Consider the following 15,553-nt stretch of genomic DNA (forward strand, 5'->3'; position numbering starts at 1 on the left):
CGCGAGGTGGCAGTCGTGCCCGAGCTTCTCACTGACGTCGCATCGCCCCTGCTGGCATACCTGCTGCTGATGGGGCTGCTCGTCGCGGACGCCTTCGTGCCGGTCATCCCCACCCAGGCGGTCATGATCACCGGGGGCGCGCTCACCGTGGTCGGCGGGCTGAGCCTGCCGTTGACCATCGGTGTCGGGGCGCTCGGCGTCTTCGTCGGTGACCTGGCCTGCTATCTGCTCGGCCGCAGCGCCCCGGACCGGCGGCAGGCCCGGCACGTGGCCCCCGGCCGGGCCCGTCGGGTCGCCGGACGGGTCACCCGTGGGCTGCGCCGCCCCGGACCACTGACCATCCTGCTCTGCCGGTTCGTACCCGGCGGCCGGATGGCGGCCTGCTTCTCCGCCGGCCGCAGCCGCTACCCGTACCGGCTGTTCCTCTGCTACGAGGCGCTGGCGGCCGTCGGCTGGGCCAGCTACGGCGCGCTGGTCGGCCACCTCGGCGGCACCGCGCTCACCGGGTCGGCCTGGCGGTTGGGGGTCGTCGCGGCAGCGGCGGCGGCCGGGTTCGGGGCGGCCGGTTGGACGATGATGCTGATCAGCACCCGCGCCGCCAGCCGAGAAACCCCCACCGACCTGAGCGCGTCCACACCCCCGCCGGTATAAGGTCTTGCTTATATTGAGGGGTGTGGGACATCAGACCGCATCCTGAGGTGGAGGCGTGCTTTCTCAAGCTGTGTCGCGTCGATCCCACAAGCGCGGATCTGGTCAGCGAAGCCATCGATCTTCGTGCCGAACATGGCTCTGCACCGGGACGTCCCTTGGTGGACCGTCTCAGTCGCTGGCGACAAGTCGGGACAGTGGCAGAGTTGGTACCAGCAGGCCGTCCCGCTCGCCGACGCCAGATTCGGGGAGCATCTGATCGCACTGAAGGAAGCGCAACGATGAGCAACGGATCCGACTGGCGTGAGGTCAAGGCCAAGGCCCGCGAGCTCGACCCCTCCTGGGAAGACCCCGAGCGGATCGCCCGGCGCGGCCGGTTCCGCGAAAGATGCTCGCCTCGGTGAGCGGCGCGCAACTGGCCGAGATCCGCCGGCAACTCGGCATGACCCAGCAGCAACTCGCCGAGGCATCCGGCCTGTCCCAGGCCAGGATCAGCCAGATCGAGACCGGCGAACACACCAGCCTGGAGACCCTTCGCGCGTACGTCACCGGACTTGGCGGTCAGGTGGACGTGGTCGCTCGCATCGGGAACATCCAACTCAACGTGGCCTGAGATTCCACCGCCGGTCGGCTTGTCGGTCGACCGGCACCGCACGTCAGCCTCCGATCCGGCTGACATCGCACGGTAGGGCGTCGGTCAACTGCTCGACCGACGCCCGCCGGGTCACCGGGTCATTCGAGTTCGTGGAGCATGAGCTGGCGGGCCGCCTCGGTGATCGAACCGGACAGGCTCGGATAGATGGTGATGGTCTGGGCCAGCTCGTTGACGGTGAGGTTGTTCTCGATCGCCATCGTGATGGGCAGGATCAGCTCGCTGGCCTTGGGGGCCACCACCACCCCGCCGACCACCTGACCGGTGGACGGGCGGCAGAACAGCTTGACGAATCCGTCCGCCAGGTCGTCCATCTTGGCCCGGGCGTTGCCGGTCAGCGGCAGCATCACCTGGCGGGCCAGGGTACGGCCGGCGTCCGCCTCGTCCTGGGAGACGCCGACGGTGGCCAGCTCCGGGTCGGTGAAGACGTTCGCCGCGACGGTCCGCAGCCGCAGCGGACGGACCGCCTCGCCCAGGGCGTGCCACATCGCGATCCGGCCCTGCATGGCGGCGACGCTGGCCAGCGGCAGCACGCCTGTGCAGTCGCCGGCGGCGTAGATGCCGGGGACGTTGGTACGCGACACCCGGTCGACCGTGACGTAGCCGCCCTTGGCCAGCTCGACGCCGTACTCGGCCAGACCCAGGCCGGCGGTGTTCGGGATGGAGCCGACGGCGATCAGGGCGTGCGAACCGGACACCACCCGCCCGTCGGAGAGGACCACCTCCACCCCGTCGTCGGTACGCCGGACCTCGTCCGCCCGGGAGTTGTTGAGGATGCTCATGCCCCGGCTGCGGAACACCTGCTCGATGGCCATCGCCGCGTCGGCGTCCTCGTGCGGCATCACCCGGTCCCGGCTGGAGACCAGGGTCACCTCGACCCCCATCGCCTGGTAGGCGCTGGCGAACTCGGCACCGGTGACGCCGGAGCCCACCACGATCAGGTGGGCGGGCAGCTCGGGCAGGTCGTACACCTGCCGCCAGGTGAGGATGCGCTCCCCGTCGGGCAGCGCGGTGGGCAGCTGGCGCGGGGTGGCACCGGTGGCGACCAGCACGGTGGACGCGGCGATCGAATATTCCTCGCCGCCGTCGGCCGGGGTGACGACGACCCGGTGGGTGTGACCGAGGGTGTCCTCGCCGAGCCGGGCGGTGCCCGCGACGAAGGTCACCCCCGCCTTGAGCAGCTTGGTGTGGATGTCGGCGGACTGGGCCAGGGCGAGCCGCTTCACCCGCTCGTGCACGGCCCGGGCGTCGACCGTGACCGCCTCCAGGCCGTCGGAGTGGATGCCGAACTCCTCGGTGTCCCGGTAGCCGGTCACCACCTCCGAGCTGGCGATGAAGGTCTTCGACGGGACGCAGTCGGAGAGTACGCAGGCACCCCCGGCACCCTCGGCCTCCACCACGGTGACGTCGGCGTCCAGCTGGGCGGCGACCAGGGCCGCCTCGTAGCCGGCCGGCCCCCCGCCGATGATCACGATGCGGCTCACAGCCCTCGCCCTCTCTCAGTGCTCACAGTGACTTTCTTCTCCCGAACCCGTGCGACACGCACCGTCGTATTCTCCCCCACCCGTCCGGCGGGCTATCGTCATCGCCGTGCGTCACTACGCGGCCTACGGCTCAAACCTGGACCCCGCCCGGATGCGTGCCTACTGTCCGCATTCGCCGATGGTGGGCGTCGGCTGGCTGGAGGGCTGGCGGCTGACCTTCGCCGGCGAGGACGTGATCGGCTGGGAAGGTTCCGTCAGCACCGTGGTCGAGTCCCCGGGTGACCGGGTCTTCGTGGCGCTGTACGACATCGACCCCTACGACGCCGCCCAGCTCGACGAGTTGGAGGGCGTCAACGCCGGCACGTACCGCAGGCTCACCGTGCGGGTCTCGACGCTGGACGGGGACGTGACCGCCTGGGTGTACGTCTTCGACGGCTACGAGGGCGGCCTGCCGACCGCCTGGTACCTGTCGGAGATCGCGAACGCCGCCGAGAAGGCGGGTGCCCCCGACGACTACGTCTCCGAGTTGCGGTCCCGCCCCACCGGCACCGCCTCGGCGTAACGCGTATCGCACCCGCCCAGTGTGCTACCGGGGCCGGGGCCGCCCGACGGCGACCCCGCCAGGCGTCACGCGTCCCACACCGGGTCAACCCGGTCAGGCGTCGGCAGACCGGGGGTCACCCGTCCGCTTCGGCCCGTAGTCGCGCCCGGACGTCGGTGAGCAGCCCGATCAGCTCCCGCCCCTCGGCCGGGCTGAGCGCCCGGAAGCCGGCCGACGCCAACCGGTCGGTGACCGCCTCGGCCCACAGCCGGCGCCGCACCAACGGCCCGACCGGCGGGTACGGCGGGGTCCACCCGCACGCCGCCGCCCCGCCCTCCCCCGCCGGGCCGGCCAGCACCGCCTCCAGCGGTGTCATCCCGGCGGCCCGCACCGCCAGCAGGTACGCCCCGGCGAAGTACTCCCGGAGCAGCAGCAGCGCCACGGCCGCGCGGGCACCCTCGGCGTGCTCCGGCAGCGGCATGGCCCGCCAGGCGGCGAAGAGCGGCATGCCTGTCGCGTCGGCGGCGGCCACCACCCGTTCCAGCAGGACGGTCAGCCGGGGTGTGCCGGGAAGGTCGTCGAGGTGCTGGGCGCCCCACCGGCAACACTCGGCCAGGTTGGCGGTGGCCACCTCCAACGGCCGGGCCACCCGGGCGGCGGTGTCCCACCCGTCGGCGACGGCCTCCGGGGCGAGGAAGCCGAGGGCCGCCGCGACCGTCTCGGCGCGGATGTCACCCAACGCGCCGGCCCGCCCGGTGACATAGAAGGCCCAGCCGGAGATGCCGAGCGTCCTGGCCCGTCGCAGGGTTCCCGGGCAGCGGCTGAACAGCTCCCCCAGCTCCAGCACTGCGGGTTTGCTGCCGGCGGCGACCTGTTCCGGCGTCATCCCGACCGCCCGTTGCACACATCCATCGTGCTCAGTCTGCCTTGCCACCGCCAGCCGTGGCATCCTCCTCTTCGGCGTCGACCGCCTCGATCGCCGCCTCGACCTCCCCGGTGCGTCGCCGGGCGGCGGTGTGGGCCCGCTCGGCCGCCCGGCGGGCCAGCTTGGCCCGGCTCAGCTCCTGCTCGGCAACGGCCCGACGACGCTCCAGTTCGGCCAGTTCGCGCTCGATCCGGTCGAGGACGTCGACGCCGTTCCGCTCGGCGGTGGCCGTCCCGTCGAGCTCCCGCTCCGACTGCCGCTGGGCGGCCTGGGCCGCCGCGAGTTCCCGCGTCAGGGCACGGCGACGCCCGGCCCGTTCGGCCTGGGCGGCCCGAGCCGCCGCCCGCTCGTCGCGGGCCCGCCGCGCACCGCCCCGCTCACCCTCCCCCTCGGGTACGCCGGCAGCCTCTCTCCCACCGTCCGGATGCGGCTCCGCCCCGCCTCCCGCGCCGATCTCCGCCCCGCCTCCCGCGCCGGCCTGCGCCCCGCCGCCGGTGACCAGCCGCAGTTGCGGGCGGGGCACCTCACCGAAGCCGGAATGGTGCACCGCCTTGAGCAGTTGCCCGGTGCGCACCTGCTCGGCGACCCCGGTGTCGGCGAGCGCCGCGTGCAGGGTGGCCTCCACCTCGGCCAGCGGCAGCCGGGCGGCCGGCGGTGCCCCGGGGATGTCGGCGGCGAGCCTGCGTACCTCGGTGACCAGGGCGGCGACCACCGCCCGCCGTTGCGCGGACAGCTCCCGCAACCGGGCCCCCTTGAGATCCCGCTGGGCGGTGCGCAGCGCTTCGGCCAACGGGCCGAGCTCGGCCACCAGCTCGGGCCGGTCCAGGGCGAGCAGGTTCACCAGCCAGGCCGCCACGGTGGGTCGCTTCCGCCCGGCCAACCGTCGGGCGGTGGCGACGTCCCCGGCCCGGCGGGCCTCCGCGACGGCGGCGTCCCGGGCGGCGACGAACCGGTCGGGCGGGGTGCGGTGGAGCTGCCGGGTCAGCTCGGACTCGTCGGCGGTCACGGCTCAGGCGTCGATCCGGCTGCCCGGCTCCAGCCGTTGGTAGTCGGTGCGGGACAGCGCGGTGTACTGCCTGTCGAGCACGCCGTACCCGTTGTCGTTGAGCAGCGCGTCGTGCAGGGCGTACGCCCGGCGGGGGGCGACCGCCCGGATGAAGTCGACCACCTCGGAGAACTTCGACCAAGGGGCGTGGATCGGGGCGAAGAGCGTGTCCACCTCGACGTCCTCGGGGACGTACAGCGCGTCACCGGGGTGGTAGACCGTGCCGTCGAGCAGGTAACCGAGGTTGTCCACCACCGGGATGTCGGGGTGGATGACGGCGTGCCGGCCGCCGACGGCGCGTACCGGGATGCCTGCGGCGGTGAAGGTGTCACCCGGGGTTACCGGGGTCAGTGCCGTCGCCGCGTCGCCGAGCACGGCACCGAGGGCCGCCGGCCCGTACACCGGGAGTGGTTCCCGGTCCAGCCGGCGGTTCAGCGCGGCCACGTCCAGGTGGTCGGGGTGTTCGTGGGTGACCAGCACCGCGTCCGCCCCGTCCAGCGCTGCCGGCTCGCTGAACACGCCCGGATCGACGACCAGCACCGCCCCGTCGCGTTCGACCCGCAGACAGGAGTGCGAGTACTTGGTGAGCCGCATCGTGACTCCTCGCTTATCGAATCGTGATGTCCTCAGCGCAGTCTGCCGGAACCGGGGCGGCTGCGCGCCGCGTCCGAGCTATCGCCCCGCAACCGGGGCGCGGACGACGACGGGAGCGGGGATGACACTGAGGACAGCGGCCGGCGGGGCGCGGGCCCTGGCGGCGGTCGGTTTGGCGGCGCTGCTGCTGGCCGGGTGCGGGGCGGCCGACCGGAGCAGCGACTCGGGCGGGGCGGCACCGGCCGAGAAGGCACCGGCGCGGGAAGCACCGGGCGGCGCGGCACCTGACCGCGACGCGGCGGCGGGACAGGCCGGTACGGGCGCTCCCGACCTGCGGGTCGACCAGCGGGCGATCATCTACACCGGAACGATGCGGGTGCAGGTGGACGACGTGGAGGGTGCCGCCCGGCGGGCGGTGGAGGCGGTCACCGCCACCGGCGGGTTCGTCGGCGGGGACCAGCGCCGCAGCGTGGACGCCTCCGCCCAGGCGGAACTGGAGCTGCGGGTTCCGGCGGCGAAGTTCACCGCGCTCGTCGATGAGCTGGCCACCTACGGGCGGCAGCAGCGCCGCGAGATCCGTACCCAGGACGTCACCGAGGAGACGGTCGACCTGGACGCCCGGATCACCACCCAGCGGGCCCGGGTGGACAGCGCCCGCCGGCTGCTGGCCCGGGCCGACACGGTGGCCGAGCTGGTCTCGTTGGAGAACGAGGTGACCCGCCGGGAGGCCGACCTGGCCTCGCTGGAGGCGAAGAAGCGCCGGCTGGCCGACCTGACCGCGCTCTCCACGATCACGGTGACCTTCGTCGGCCGGGACGCCTCGACGGCCGACGAGGAGGAGGACCGCACCGGGTTCATGGTGGGTCTGCGCGGCGGCTGGACGGTCTTCCTCGCCTCGATGGGCGTGCTGCTGACCGTACTCGGGGCGTTGCTGCCCTGGCTGCTGGTCATCGGGGTGCCGGTGACGGCGCTGGTGGTGCTGCTGCGCCGGCGGCGTCAGCGCCGGCGGCCCGCGCCGCCGGTGGGACCGGTCGGCGGGGGCCACCCGCCGGCTCCTACCGGACCGCCGCCAGTGCCCGCAACGCGGTCTGCACCATGAGGCGCACCCCGACCGGGATGGCCCGCTCGTCGACGTCGAAGGACGCCCGGTGCAGGTCCACGGTGGGGCCGCCGGCCCGGCCGACGCCGAGCCGGGCCAGTGCGCCGGGGACGTGTTCGAGGTACCAGGAGAAGTCCTCGCCACCCATGCTCTGCGGCGTCTCCGCGATCCCCTCGGGGCCGAGCGCCGCGGCGGTGGCGGCGGTGAGGATGCCGATGGCACGGGCGTCGTTGCTCACCGGCGGACGACCCCGCAGATATTCCAGGTCGACTGTGGCGCCGGTGGGCGCGATCACGTCCCGGACGACCTGAGCGACGATCTCGGGGGCCCGTTCCCAGGTGTCGCGGTCCATCACCCGCAGGGTGCCGGCCGCGCACGCCTCGGACGGGATGACGTTGTACCGGGTGCCGGCCGAGGCGTGGCCGAACACCAGCAGCAGCCCGCTGTTGGCCGGCACCCGGCGGTTGACCAGGGCCGGGACCTCGGTGACCAGCCGGCCGAGCGCGTCGACCAGGTCGACGGTCAGGTGCGGGCGGGCGGTGTGCCCGCCCGGCCCGGTGAGCTTCACGGTGACGTTGTCGGCCGCCGCGGTGATCGGACCGACCCGCAGCCCCACCCGGCCCACCGGCTGGTTGGGATCGCAGTGCAGCGCGAAGATCTGCACCACGTCCTCCAGGCCACCGGCCTCGATGACCTCAAGCGAGCCGCAGGGCAGGATCTCCTCCGCCGGCTGGAAGATCAGCCGGACCCGGCCGTCGAGCTGGCCGGCGTCGGCGAGCTGGGCCAGCAGCATGCCGACGCCGAGCAGCACGGTCGTGTGCACGTCGTGGCCGCAGGCGTGGCAGACCCCGTCCACCGTGGAACGGTAGGAGACGTCCTTGACGTCGGTCAGCGGCAGCGCGTCGATGTCGGCGCGGAGCGCGACGACCGGGCCGTCGGGCCGCCCGTCGATGTCGCAGATCACCCCGTTGCCCTTGGGTAGCAGTCGGGGGTGCAGCCCGGCGAGGGTGAGCTCCCGGGCGATGAGCGCCGCCGTCTCGAACTCCTCGCCGGAGAGTTCCGGGTGGGAGTGGAGGTGGCGGCGGGTGGCGATCAGGCCGGGCACCCGCAGCGCGAGCAGGTGATCCAGATCGTGGGGCAGGGGCTGGGACCCGGACGGCGCCTCCGGCCAGGACGACGCCAGCTGGCTGCCGTCGGGCAGCGTCAACGCACTCGTCACGTCGAATTCTCGATCACTAGAAATGGATGGATCATCGGGGCGGACAGCAGACAGCCTAGACCTCCGACGGTGACGCTGCGCAACCTCGTTACGGTAGCGATCAGACCGCACAGCGTCACGTAAGCCCTGGTGGAAGGGCTCGAATATCTGCGGGACAGCAGGTAGATCGCGGTCGGATGCCGTCATCTGCCCCCCACCTCCTACAACGCGTAACCGATTGGGCGGTCGCGAAATCGGCATCGATCCGGGGCCGTCGTACCCGAATTGTCGCATTGGTCGCCCGAGTGGACTGCCGCTCGGACAATTACCCGACGACCCCCGGTGAGCGGTCGGTTCCCGACGGTGACACGGTGCCCCAGGCTGCGCTCGGACATGCTGTCCGTCCCGTTCACCCGTTCGGGTTACCCAGGGATCCCCGGAGGCACACACCCCGCCGGGAGCACCGCCGCCCACCCGGGCGGACCGCCCCCACCCGACGCACCGCAGGCTGTCACCGACGGTAGCCCCGCAACCCCCACCTGGCGACCCCTGACGCTCCCGGCACGACGACGACGGCGACCCCTGCCGACGTCGGTACGCCGGCGGGAGCCGCCGTGGAGTCACGCCCTGCCCGGGGCGTCGACCGGGGTCAGAAACGGTCGCTCGGGCGGTACGTCCCCCATACCTGGCGCAGCGTCCCGCAGACCTCGCCCACTGTGGCCCGGGCCCGCAGCGCCTCCTTCATCGGGTAGAGCACGTTCTCTTCCCCCTCGGCGGCGGCCCGCAGCTCGGCGAGGGCCCGCTCGACCGCGTCGGCGTCCCGCTCGGCCCGCAGCCTGGCCAGCCGCTCCGCCTGGGTCGCCTCGATCGTCGGGTCCACCCGCAGCGGCTCGTACGGCTCCTCGGTGTCGATCTGGAACCGGTTCAGCCCGACCACCACCCGCTCGCCCGCGTCGATCTGCTGGGCGAACCGGTACGCCGACTGCTCGATCTCCCGCTTCTGGAACCCAGCCTCGATCGCGTCCACCGCCGAACCGTGGTCGAAGACCCGGTCCATCAGGTCGTTGACCGCCGCCTCGATCTCGGCGGTCATCGCCTCCACCACGTACGACCCGGCGAACGGGTCGACGGTGGCGGTCAGGTCCGTCTCGTACGCCAGCACCTGCTGGGTACGCAGCGCCAGCCGGGCGGCCTTCTCGGTGGGCAGCGCGATCGCCTCGTCGAAGCTGTTGGTGTGCAGCGACTGGGTGCCGCCGAGCACCGCGGCGAGCCCCTGGACCGCCACCCGGACCAGGTTCACCTCGGGCTGCTGGGCAGTGAGCTGCACCCCCGCCGTCTGGGTGTGGAACCGCAGCATCATCGACTTCGGGTCCTTCGCGCCGAAGTCCTCGCGCAGCAGCCGGGCCCAGATCCGCCGGGCGGCGCGGAACTTCGCCACCTCCTCCAGCAGGGTCGTCCGGGCAACGAAGAAGAACGACAGCCGGGGGGCGAAGTCGTCCACCGCCAGCCCGGCGGCCAGTGCCGCGCGGACGTACTCCACCCCGTTGGCCAGGGTGAACGCGATCTCCTGCGCGGGCGTCGCGCCGGCCTCCGCCATGTGGTAGCCGGAGATGGAGATGGTGTTCCACTTCGGCACCTCCTTGCGGCAGTACGCGAAGGTGTCGGCGACCAGCCGCAGCGACGGCTTCGGCGGGAAGATGTACGTCCCCCGGGCGATGTACTCCTTGAGGATGTCGTTCTGGATGGTGCCGTTGAGCGCCGAGCCCGGCATGCCGTTCTCCTCGGCGACGAGCTGGTAGAGCAGCAGCAGCACCGAGCCGGGCGCGTTGATGGTCATCGAGGTGGAGACCTTGTCCAGCGGGATGCCGGCGAAGAGCAGCCGCATGTCCTCGATGGAGTCGATCGCCACCCCGACCTTGCCCACCTCGCCGCTGGCGATGGCGTCGTCGGAGTCGTACCCCATCTGGGTGGGCAGGTCGAAGGCGACCGACAGGCCCATGGTGCCGGCCTTCAGCAACTGGTGGTAGCGCGCGTTGGACTCGGTGGCGGTGCCGAAGCCGGCGTACTGCCGCATCGTCCACGGGCGGGAGGTGTACATCGTCGGGTAGACCCCCCGGGCGTACGGGTACTCACCCGGCCCGCCGAGGCGGGAGTCCAGCTCCGGGGGGAGGTCGGCGGCCGTGTAGACGCCCTTGATGGGGAACCCCGACTCGCTCGCCCGCGCATCGCTCATCCACGGATGGTAGGACGCGGAGGGGCATCGGTGGGGTGAGGGATGGCGCACATCTCGGTTCGGCATCGGTCGACAGCAGGTGAACGGCCAGGTACACACCGTTCGACATGGCGGTGGGTACCGTCAGGTAGGACAAAGGTACGCCGCGTCGGGTTTCGCATCGGGCGTCGGAACCAGCAAGATAGAGAGGTTGTGTCCCAGCCCCCTCGACTTTCCCGGTGGCTTTTCTGTGACTCAGATCCCGACGTGGAGCGGCGGACCTGTGAGTCCCCCCAACGGACGCGCGGCACCCGGCACCACCATCGGTGGCCGGTACTCGCTGCGCTCCTCGGTGGGCAACGGCGGCATGGGCACGGTCTGGCGCGCGACAGACACCCTGCTGCGGCGTGACGTGGCGGTCAAGGAGGTCGTCCTGCCGCCGGGGCTGGCCCCCAGCGACCGGGACGCGATGTACGAACGCACCCTGCGTGAGGCCCGCGCCGCCGCCGCGATCCAGCACCCGGCAGTGGTCCAGGTCTACGACGTGGTCACCGAGGGTGGCCGCCCGTGGATCGTGATGGAGCTGCTGGACGCCCGCAGCCTCGCCGACATGGTGATCGAGGACGGTCCGGTGGCCGGTCGCGCGGTCGCCAAGATCGGCATCGCGCTGCTCGGCGCGCTGGAGGTGGCGCACGCCAACGGGGTGCTGCACCGCGACGTCAAGCCGGCGAACGTGCTGATCTGCACCGACGGCCGCTGCGTGCTGACCGACTTCGGGGTGGCCCGGATGCCCACCGACGTCCAGCTCACCACCCCCGGGATGGTGCTCGGCTCGCCGCACTTCATCTCCCCCGAGCGCGCCATGGGGCAGGATTTCGGCCCACCCAGCGACCTGTTCTCGCTGGGCGTGACGCTCTACACGGCGGTCGAGGGGCGACCCCCGTTCGACAAGGGCGACCCGATCGAGACCATGCACGCGGTGGTCGAGGACCCGCCGGCCACCCCGCAGCGCAGCGGCCCGCTGACCCGGGTGCTGATGGGCCTGCTGGAAAAGGACCCGGCCCGCCGGCTGGACGTGCACACCGCGCGGGCGATGCTGCGCGAACTGCTCGCCGGCCCGCTGACCAGCACGGCGACCGCGGTCAACTCGATCACCGACCCGTACTCGGTGGTGCCGGTGCAGCGCCCGTCGACGCCGCCGGTCACCGCCACGCCGCCGGCCGAGCCGAAGCCGAGCGGGCAGATCGGCGGCCGGGCGATGCTGGCCGCCGGCGAGTCGCTCACCGACCGGCTGGCCAAGCTGCGCCGGGGTGAACGCCCCAAGCCGGTGGTGACCTCCGCCGCCGCCCTCGACGACACCAGCGCCGACGCGCTCGCCGGCCCGCTGCACACCCCGACCGGCGCGATGTCGGCCCCGGGCGGGCCCACCGCCGGCACCCTGCCGGCCCACCTGACCGCCGGGACGTACGGCAAGCCGGCGGAGGCCACCCAGCGGATCACCCCGGGCAACGCCCCGGAGGCCACCCAACGCATCGGCGGCGGCAGCGCCGACGCCACCCAGCGCATCGACGGCGGGCACCCGGAGGCCACCCAGCGGATCGGCGGGCACCCGGACGCCACCCAGCGGATCGGCGCGGGCACCGAGACCAGCCGGTCCGGCTACGGGGCCGCCGAGCCGACCCAGGCCATCTACGGCGGCGGAAAATCCGAGCAGACCCAGGCGGTGTACGGCGGACAGTGGTCCATCCCCGGCACCGGGCAGTCGTGGACGTCGCCGCCCCCGCCGCCGCCGGGCGGGGCCGAGGGTGGCGCGCTCGGCCGGGCGAAGGGTGCCGGCGGTCGACTCGTCGGCACGGTGAAGGACTGGCCGCGCAAGATCCAGCTCGCGGCGGCCGGTGGCCTGGCGGTGGTGCTGCTGATCGGCGCGGTGGCGCTGTTCGGCGGCGGCGACCCGGAGCCGACCCCTCCCCCACAGGCCGGCCCGAGCGCGCCCGCAGGTGGTGGGGGAGTCGAGACGCAGGCACACGACGCCAAGGGCATCCGGGTGAACGTGCCGAAGGGGTGGGTGCGTAAGAGCGCCGGCGACTGGGTCGACTACGTCGACCCCGAGGACGACACCCGCAAGGTCCGCATCCTGGTCGAGAAGGGCGGCAGTTCCTCGGTCCGCTGGGCCGAGGTGGCCGGTGACGGCCTGCGCACCCGCTCCCGGTCCTGCGTGAAGCCCTACCAGCAGGTCGGCATCACCGAGAACACCCTGGCCGGCAAGCCGGCCGCCGAGCTGGAGTACACCTGCGGCGAGGGCGACACCAAGCGGCACGGAGTGTGGCGGGGTCTGGTGCACCAGGGCCGGATCTACTCGTTCTATCTGACCGCCAACGACGCCAAGTTCGCCGAGAGCAAGCCGATCTTCGACGAGATGGTCAAGTCCTTCCAGCTCACCGGGGCCAGCTGAGCCGGATCGCGGGGTGGGCCGGAGCGGTTCACGCGACGGGGTGATCCGGGTCGACCGGACGCGGTGATCCGCCGTCGTGCTATCAAGAGGCAATGGCGGCGGAAAGCACTGACCTCGACCGGATTCGCGACCAGGCTCGACGCTGGCTCGACGACGACCCCGACCCGGCCAGCCAGGACGAGCTGCGGGCCGTACTCGACCGGCTGCCGGCCAGCGCGCCGGAGCTGGCCGACCGGTTCGCCGGCCCGCTGACCTTCGGCACGGCCGGTCTGCGCGGCCCGCTGCGCGCCGGCCCGAACGGCATGAACCTCGCGGTGGTCACCCGGGCGGCGGCCGGGCTGGTCGGCTGGCTCGCCGCCGAGGGCGGCGAGGGTCCGCTGGTCATCGGGTACGACGCCCGGCACGGTTCCCGGGAGTTCGCCGAGCGCACCGCCCAGGTCGCCACCGGCGCGGGCCGGCCGGCGCTGCTGCTGCCCCGGCCGCTGCCCACCCCCGTGCTGGCGTACGCGGTGCGCAGACTCGGCGGGGTGGCCGGGGTGATGGTGACGGCCAGCCACAACCCGCCGCAGGACAACGGCTACAAGGTCTATCTGGGTGCCCAGCTCGGTGGGGCACTCGGCGCGGGTGCGCAGATCGTCCCGCCCGCCGACGCCGGCATCGAGGCGGCCATCCGGGCGGTCGGCCCGCTGGCCCAGGTGCCGCTGGGCCCGCCCGGTCAGGTGCTCGGCGACGACCTGGTCGCCGCGTACGTGGAGCGGGCCGTCGCGGTGATCACCCCGGGTGGACCGCGCGACCTGCGGGTGGCGTACACCCCGCTGCACGGGGTGGGTGCGGCGGTGCTGACCGCGACCTTCGCGCGGGCCGGTTTCCCGACTCCCGGGGTGGTGCCCGACCAGGCGGAGCCGGACCCGGCGTTCCCCACCGTCAGTTTCCCCAACCCGGAGGAACCCGGCGCGGTGGACCGGTTGGTGGCCCTCGCCGACGCCACCGCCGCCGACCTGGCGATCGCCAACGACCCCGACGCCGACCGCTGCGCGGTAGTGGTGCGCGAGTCGTCGGCCGGGGCGGGGTGGCGGATGTTGCGCGGGGACGAGGTGGGGGTGCTGCTCGCCGACCACCTGATGCGGCGCGGCGTCGACGGCCTGTACGCCACCACGATCGTGTCGTCGTCCCTGCTGCGGGCGATGTGCGCGGCCCGGGGCCGGGCCTACGACGAGACGTTGACCGGGTTCAAGTGGATCGTCCGGGCCGGGGGCGGGACGCCACCCCTGGCGTACGGCTACGAGGAGGCGCTGGGCTACTGCGTGGCCCCCGGGCACGTGCGGGACAAGGACGGCATCACCGCCGCGCTGACCGTCGCCGAGCTGGCCGCCGACCTGAAGGCGCAGGGGCGCACCCTGACCGACCGGCTGGACGAGTTGGCCGCCGAGTTCGGCGTGCACCACACCGACCAGTTGTCGGCCCGGGTGGACGACCTGCGGATCATCGCCGACGCGATGGCCCGGATCCGGGCGGCCACCCCGACCACGTTGCTCGGTGCGCCGGTCACCGAGACGCAGGATCTGCTGCCCGCCGCCGACGTGGTGATCCTGCGTACCGCCGCCGCCCGGGTGGTGATCCGCCCCTCGGGCACCGAGCCCAAGCTCAAGGCGTACCTGGAGGTGGTGGAGCCGGTCTCGGACGGGGACGTGCCGGCGGCCCGCACCCGCGCCGCGGCCACGCTCGCCACCCTGCGCACCGAGATCGCCACCGCCCTCGGCATCTGACCCCGCCCCGCCCCACACCCCGCCGCGTGTCCGGCCGGCGTGTCCCACCACGCGCCCCGCTACATTTCCCTCCGCGCGCCCGCGCTGCGGGATCAACTCAATTTCCTTGTTGTAGTGGCATCCATCCCGCTCGGATGCCACTACAACAAGGAAACTGCGAGGCTCCCGCGCAACCCGTCGGGGCCGCGTGCGGTGGCGGCGGGCCGGGTCAGCTCACGGCGCGCTTGCCGAGTGCGTGGTCGACGGCCTGGCCGAGGGCGGTGACCACCAGGGCGACCGAGGGACGGACCACCGACTCCTCCAGGCTGATCGTGCCGGAAAAGCCCGCCCCGCCGGCGATCTCCTCCAGCCGACGCCGGGCGTCCTGCGCGGCGGTGCCGGTCAGGCCGAGCGCCGGCTCCATCCGCAGCACCGCCACCAGCGTGGCCAGCGCCGCGGTCCGCTCGTCGGGGAGCTGCTCGCCGGCCAGCGCCTCGGCCAGTCGCCGCCGGCTGTCCTGCTCCACCGACGGGTCGGTGGTCGGGTAGCGGTGCACCACGATGAAGCCCAGCTCGGTCTCCTCGACATCACGCACCACACCCCGGTCGACCAGGTCGCCGAGGATGCGGTCACGCAGGCCGTGCCGCAGCCGCTGCACCCAGGAGGACGGGCTGTGCGGGGTGTCGGCGGCCATCCGGCCCAGCACCCCGTCCAGGATCGGCTCGCCGACCGGCGTCGGGTCGGTCACCGCCAGGTTCCCATCGACGTACGCGATCCGGCCGGCGAGGGCCAGCTCGACCAGGACGGCGGCGGCCATCCCCAGGTCGAGGCCGATCCGGGGCATGGTCGCCTTGCCGGATTCATCGTCATACGCGAGGAGCAACAACTCCTCGGCCACAGCAACACCAGTCATGGCCCGAGACGCTAGCGCCTGAACGCACCGCGCGCGCCCCGACTC

General features: G+C 73.1%; 14 protein-coding genes. 7 read left to right on the forward strand and 7 right to left on the reverse strand.

All coding sequences use genetic code 11. The annotated features are described in order from the left end of the window. Window positions 1-15: 15 nt before the first annotated feature. The 3 genes from OHQ87_RS20560 (at window position 16) to OHQ87_RS20570 (ending at window position 1,261) form a co-directional block, all read left to right on the forward strand. Window positions 16-651 (forward strand): DedA family protein, encoded by a 636-nt coding sequence (locus OHQ87_RS20560; protein WP_328340198.1) that lies wholly within the window; start codon window positions 16-18, stop codon window positions 649-651. A gap of 278 nt (window positions 652-929) precedes the next feature. Beyond that, window positions 930-1,052: a hypothetical protein gene (locus tag OHQ87_RS20565; protein ID WP_328340200.1), complete on the forward strand. Its 123-nt coding sequence runs from the start codon at window positions 930-932 to the stop codon at window positions 1,050-1,052. Beyond that, window positions 1,049-1,261, forward strand: a complete 213-nt coding sequence (locus tag OHQ87_RS20570) for a helix-turn-helix domain-containing protein (RefSeq protein ID WP_328340202.1) — start codon at window positions 1,049-1,051, stop codon at window positions 1,259-1,261. Before OHQ87_RS20565 ends, OHQ87_RS20570 begins: the two co-directional genes overlap by 4 nt. A gap of 119 nt (window positions 1,262-1,380) precedes the next feature. Here OHQ87_RS20570 and OHQ87_RS20575 read toward each other — a convergent pair whose 3' ends face one another. Continuing rightward, window positions 1,381-2,784 (reverse strand): NAD(P)H-quinone dehydrogenase, encoded by a 1,404-nt coding sequence (locus OHQ87_RS20575; protein ID WP_328340204.1) that lies wholly within the window; start codon window positions 2,782-2,784, stop codon window positions 1,381-1,383. Between the two features lie 106 nt (window positions 2,785-2,890). Between OHQ87_RS20575 and OHQ87_RS20580 the strand changes: the two genes are divergently transcribed. Further along, a complete protein-coding gene (locus tag OHQ87_RS20580) occupies window positions 2,891-3,346 on the forward strand; it encodes a gamma-glutamylcyclotransferase (RefSeq protein ID WP_328340206.1) in 456 nt (151 codons plus the stop codon). A 115-nt stretch (window positions 3,347-3,461) separates the two neighbouring features. Here the strand turns inward: OHQ87_RS20580 and OHQ87_RS20585 are convergent, their stop codons facing one another. From OHQ87_RS20585 to OHQ87_RS20595, 3 genes are read right to left on the reverse strand one after another with little or no spacing between them, the layout of a single operon-like run. Continuing rightward, window positions 3,462-4,211, reverse strand: coding sequence for an SCO6745 family protein (locus OHQ87_RS20585; RefSeq protein WP_328348929.1), 750 nt, complete (start codon window positions 4,209-4,211; stop codon window positions 3,462-3,464). 31 nt (window positions 4,212-4,242) lie between these two features. Then, the gene (locus OHQ87_RS20590; RefSeq protein WP_328340208.1) at window positions 4,243-5,256 is read right to left on the reverse strand and encodes a hypothetical protein; all 1,014 of its coding nucleotides are present in this window, start codon (window positions 5,254-5,256) and stop codon (window positions 4,243-4,245) included. A 3-nt stretch (window positions 5,257-5,259) separates the two neighbouring features. After that, window positions 5,260-5,889, reverse strand: a complete 630-nt coding sequence (locus OHQ87_RS20595) for an MBL fold metallo-hydrolase (protein ID WP_328340210.1) — start codon at window positions 5,887-5,889, stop codon at window positions 5,260-5,262. Window positions 5,890-6,010: 121 nt separating this feature from the next. Between OHQ87_RS20595 and OHQ87_RS20600 the strand changes: the two genes are divergently transcribed. Beyond that, window positions 6,011-6,988 carry a DUF4349 domain-containing protein gene (locus OHQ87_RS20600; protein WP_328340212.1) on the forward strand — a complete coding sequence of 326 codons (978 nt, stop codon included), beginning with the start codon at window positions 6,011-6,013 and terminating at the stop codon, window positions 6,986-6,988. On the opposite strand, the gene OHQ87_RS20605 is transcribed toward OHQ87_RS20600, so the two are convergent. After that, complete coding sequence (locus OHQ87_RS20605; RefSeq protein ID WP_328340214.1) at window positions 6,945-8,207, reverse strand: amidohydrolase; 1,263 nt, start codon at window positions 8,205-8,207, stop codon at window positions 6,945-6,947. The genes OHQ87_RS20600 and OHQ87_RS20605 overlap by 44 nt on opposite strands. 628 nt (window positions 8,208-8,835) lie before the next feature. Further along, complete coding sequence (locus OHQ87_RS20610; protein WP_328340216.1) at window positions 8,836-10,419, reverse strand: acyl-CoA mutase large subunit family protein; 1,584 nt, start codon at window positions 10,417-10,419, stop codon at window positions 8,836-8,838. 229 nt (window positions 10,420-10,648) lie between these two features. Between OHQ87_RS20610 and OHQ87_RS20615 the strand changes: the two genes are divergently transcribed. Together OHQ87_RS20615 and OHQ87_RS20620 are read left to right on the forward strand one after the other, a co-directional pair. Further along, window positions 10,649-12,850: a protein kinase domain-containing protein gene (locus tag OHQ87_RS20615; protein WP_328340218.1), complete on the forward strand. Its 2,202-nt coding sequence runs from the start codon at window positions 10,649-10,651 to the stop codon at window positions 12,848-12,850. 92 nt (window positions 12,851-12,942) lie between these two features. Continuing rightward, window positions 12,943-14,616, forward strand: coding sequence for a phospho-sugar mutase (locus tag OHQ87_RS20620; protein ID WP_328340220.1), 1,674 nt, complete (start codon window positions 12,943-12,945; stop codon window positions 14,614-14,616). Window positions 14,617-14,824: 208 nt separating this feature from the next. Here OHQ87_RS20620 and OHQ87_RS20625 read toward each other — a convergent pair whose 3' ends face one another. Continuing rightward, entirely contained in the window at window positions 14,825-15,508 is a 684-nt protein-coding gene (locus OHQ87_RS20625; protein WP_328340222.1) for a GOLPH3/VPS74 family protein, read from the reverse strand. Window positions 15,509-15,553: the final 45 nt, after the last annotated feature.

The organism is Micromonospora sp. NBC_00421 (assembly GCF_036017915.1).
In the GTDB taxonomy this organism is placed as follows: domain Bacteria; phylum Actinomycetota; class Actinomycetes; order Mycobacteriales; family Micromonosporaceae; genus Micromonospora.

Bases quoted from the DNA above. Each gene is read 5' to 3' on its own strand.
- OHQ87_RS20565 (WP_328340200.1), top strand. From the start codon at position 930: ATGAGCAACGGATCCGACTGGCGTGAGGTCAAGGCCAAGGCCCGCGAG.
- OHQ87_RS20585 (WP_328348929.1), bottom strand. From the start codon at position 4,211: ATGACGCCGGAACAGGTCGCCGCCGGCAGCAAACCCGCAGTGCTGGAG.
- OHQ87_RS20595 (WP_328340210.1), bottom strand. From the start codon at position 5,889: ATGCGGCTCACCAAGTACTCGCACTCCTGTCTGCGGGTCGAACGCGAC.
- OHQ87_RS20600 (WP_328340212.1), top strand. From the start codon at position 6,011: ATGACACTGAGGACAGCGGCCGGCGGGGCGCGGGCCCTGGCGGCGGTC.
- OHQ87_RS20610 (WP_328340216.1), bottom strand. From the start codon at position 10,419: ATGAGCGATGCGCGGGCGAGCGAGTCGGGGTTCCCCATCAAGGGCGTC.
- OHQ87_RS20620 (WP_328340220.1), top strand. From the start codon at position 12,943: ATGGCGGCGGAAAGCACTGACCTCGACCGGATTCGCGACCAGGCTCGA.
- OHQ87_RS20625 (WP_328340222.1), bottom strand. From the start codon at position 15,508: ATGACTGGTGTTGCTGTGGCCGAGGAGTTGTTGCTCCTCGCGTATGAC.